The 3,430-nt window shown below is 68.7% G+C and carries 2 protein-coding genes; both read right to left on the bottom strand.

Annotated elements, in window-relative coordinates; translation table 11 throughout:
• The coding region (gene acpA, locus AC1D15_RS22810; RefSeq protein ID WP_477827764.1) for an acid phosphatase at window positions 1-1,586 on the bottom strand (1,586 nt) is incomplete at its 3' end.
• 69 nt (window positions 1,587-1,655) lie between these two features.
• Window positions 1,656-3,041, bottom strand: coding sequence for an FAD-containing oxidoreductase (locus tag AC1D15_RS22805; RefSeq protein WP_477827763.1), 1,386 nt, complete (start codon window positions 3,039-3,041; stop codon window positions 1,656-1,658).
• Between the last annotated feature and the right edge of the window lie 389 nt (window positions 3,042-3,430).

The following is a 3,430-nucleotide window of genomic DNA, read 5'->3' as shown; positions in this document are numbered from 1 at the left end:
TCGCGCATCTTCAACCCGAGCAGCGTCTCCAGCTGCCAGCGCCGCGTGATGAAGCGCAGGATCGAGCCGGTGTCGTACGGCGTGTGGTCGACGAAGCCCTTCTTCGCCCACGGCGACACGATGATCGCCGGGATGCGCGTGCCGGGGCCCCAGATGTCGCCCTTCGGCACCGGCGCGTGGTCCCAGAAGCCGCCGTTCTCGTCGTAGGTCACGACCACCAGCATGTGCTTCCACTGCGGGCTCTGCTGCAGCTTCGCGATCAGGTCGGCGATGTGCTGGTCGCCCGACGCCACGTCGGCATAGCCGGCATGCTGGTTCAGGTTGCCCTGCGGCTTGTAGAACGTCACCGGCGGCAGCGTGCCCGCGGCCGCATCCTTCAGGAAGCTCTCGTCGAAATCCTTCAGGTGCGCCTTGCGGTACGCGGCCTTCGCCGGATCGGTCGGGTCGACCGTCGCGTAGTAGTTGAACGGCTGGTGGTGCGTCTGGAAGCCGATCGGCGACGCATAGATGACCTTGCGCGCCACCGCTGCCGGTTGCCGGCCTTCGTCGGTCGCGGTGTTCCACGCGCCGCCGTACCAGGCCCAGTCGACGCCCTTGCGGTCGAGCATGTCGCCGATCGTCGCCTGCGTCTGCGGCGGCAGCGTGTTGGCCTTGCCCGCATCGGCCAGCAGGTCGCTGCCGGTCGCCGCCGGTGGCACGCCGCTCGGCTGGTAGGCCGGCTGCATCGTGTTGACCGCGTAGTACTTGCCGTCGCCGGCGTAATTGGCCGGCGTCAGGTTGCTGCTGTTGACGTACTTCGGCGGCCCGGCGATCGCCGACGACGGCGAGTCGGGCCGCGTCGTCAGCCGCGCGCTCCAGCGCCCATCGGCCAGCCGGTCGACCACCGAGATCGAGCCCTTGGCCGGCGACTGCTCGGCATCGGGGTACACCGGCACGCAGGCGCACACCAGGTACTGGTGGTTCAGGAACGAGCCGCCGAACGCGCCCATGTAGAAGCGATCGGCCAGCACGTACTGCTGCGCGATCTGCCACAGCCGCATCCGGCTGCCGTCGTAGTAGCCGAGCGACAGGCCGCCGCCATCGGCCCAGGCAGCGAACTTGTCGTTGCGTCCGCCGTTGATCTGCATCTGGTTCTCGAAGAATCGGTGGTACAGGTCACGCGTGATCACGTCCTGCCCGACCTTCACGCCGCTGCCCTGGTAGCCCGCATCGGCATCGATCTGGAACGGCCGGTTGTCCTGGTTCGCGGTCGCGCCCTGTGCCAGCGTCACCGCCTGGCCCGCCGCGGTGACGCCGCCCCAGGTCTGCGGCAGCTTGGGCAGCACGACGTTGCTGTCGCGCTCGGTCTGCGGCTRCCAGGTGCCGCGCGACGACGGGTTCACGCCGGGGATGCCGTCGGCGCCGGGGAACAGGCCGTACAGGTTGTCGAAGGCGCGGTTCTCCGCAAAGATCACGACGACCGTGCGGATGCTGTCCTGCAGCTTCGCATCGTCGATGGGGCCGCCGGTCGAGGTTGGCGTGCTGCACGCGATGAGCGAGGCCGCTGCGGTGACAACAGCGGCAATGGCAGTGGCACGGATCTTCATCGGTTGCGCTCCTGGTTGTTCTTCGAGGGAGCGCAATCTTCCCTCATTTCTTTCCRTCATTTCCTTCCGTCATTTCGGCAGCGGCTTCAGCTGCTGCAGCAAGGTCGGGATCAGCTCGCTGACCGTCGGGTGGATGTGCACCGCCCGCGCGATCACCGTGTACGGTGCGTTCGCCGCCATCACGTCAAGCAGCGAATGCACGATCTCGTCGCCGTCGATGCACAGCAGCGATGCACCGAGGATGCGCTCGGTCTGCGCATCCACCAGCACCTTCATGAAGCCCTGCGTCTCGCCGCGCTCCTTCGCGCGGCCGACACGCGTCATCGGCATCACGCAGACCAGCGCGTCGCGCCCGCTCGCCCGCACCTCGGCTTCGGTCATGCCGACACGGCCGAGCGGCGGGTCGATGTAGAGCGCATAGGCCGGGATGCGGTCGCTGACGCGGCGCGGATCGTCATCCAGCAGGTTGGCGGCGACGATCTCGTGGTCGTTGTACGAGGTGTGCGTGAAGGCGCCGCGGCCGTTGCAGTCGCCCATCGCCCAGAGCCCGGGCACGCTGGTGCGCAGCTGGTCGTCGACCTCGATGTAGCCGCGTGCATCGCAGATCACGCCGGCGTGCTCGAGCCCGAGGTCGTCGGTGTTCGGGCGGCGGCCCACGGCCACCAGCAGGTGGCTGCCGGTGAGCTCGCGCGGCCGGCCGTCCTGCAGGATGCTYAGGCGGATGGCACCGTCCGCAGCGCGGGCCAGCGAGAAATCGCGCGCCATCGTCAGCACCTCGATGCCCTCGCGCTCGAGGATCGCGCGCACCTCCGCTGACACCTCCGGGTCCTCGCGCGACACCAGGCGCCCGCCGTGCTCCAGCACCGTCACGCGCGCGCCGAAGCGGCGGTGCATCTGCGCGAACTCCAGCCCGATGTAGCTGCCGCCGATCACCAGCAGGTGCTCCGGCACGACGTCGAGCGCCATCATCGAGGTGTTGGTCAGCACCGGCACGTCGGCGATGCCCGGCCAGTCGGGCACGATCGGACGCGCGCCGGCGTTGATGAAGACCTTCGGCGCCTCGAGCACCTCGTCGCCCACCTGCACCCGGTGCGGCCCGACGAAGCGCGCCTGCCCCCACAGCAGGCTCAGGTTCTCCATGCCGCCCAGCCACGACGACAGCGACGCCACCGACTGCGCGACGATCGCATCCTTGCGCGCCTTCACCGCCTTCATGTCGACGCGCACCGCACCGTCGATCACCACGCCGTAGTCCGCTGCACGGCGCGCGACATGCGCGGTGCGCGCACTCGCCACCAGCGTCTTGGTCGGGATGCAGCCGTCGTTGACGCAGGTGCCGCCCAGGTGCTCGCGCTCGACCAGCGCGGTCTTCATGCCGGCGGCGCACAGCCGGGCTGCGAGGAACGGCCCGGCCTGGCCGCTGCCGATCACGATGGCGTCAAATTGGCGTGTCATCAGAATCCTCCATGGAAGCTGCCGCGCATCATGCGCCGGCATTCAAGAAGCCCCGCCTTGGTCGGATTCGCGACAGCGAACTGACAGCCCTCTTCGACGCAGGGCGCTTGACCGGCCCGTTGCGGCTCCGTAGACTTTGCCGCCTGGGCTCACAAGAATTCTTGTGCCCCCACCCAGCCGGCCGCCTGTCATGCGGCACACGACTCCCACACGGAGACGCTCCCCCTTCAACCGGGCCTCGGCGGCCTTGCCGCCGAGGAACATTGCGTCTTCGAGGCCTGCGTGGACACGAGTCGTCATCGGCTGCTCGACAGCCAGTTCCTGCTTCACAGCGCGTTCGGCGATGCCTGGTTCTTCGACCGCATCGCGCGCTCCTACGAGCCTTCGGT

This window comes from Rhizobacter sp. P2_H2 (assembly GCF_056403375.1).
This window is presented reverse-complemented; position numbering and strand designations above follow the sequence as displayed.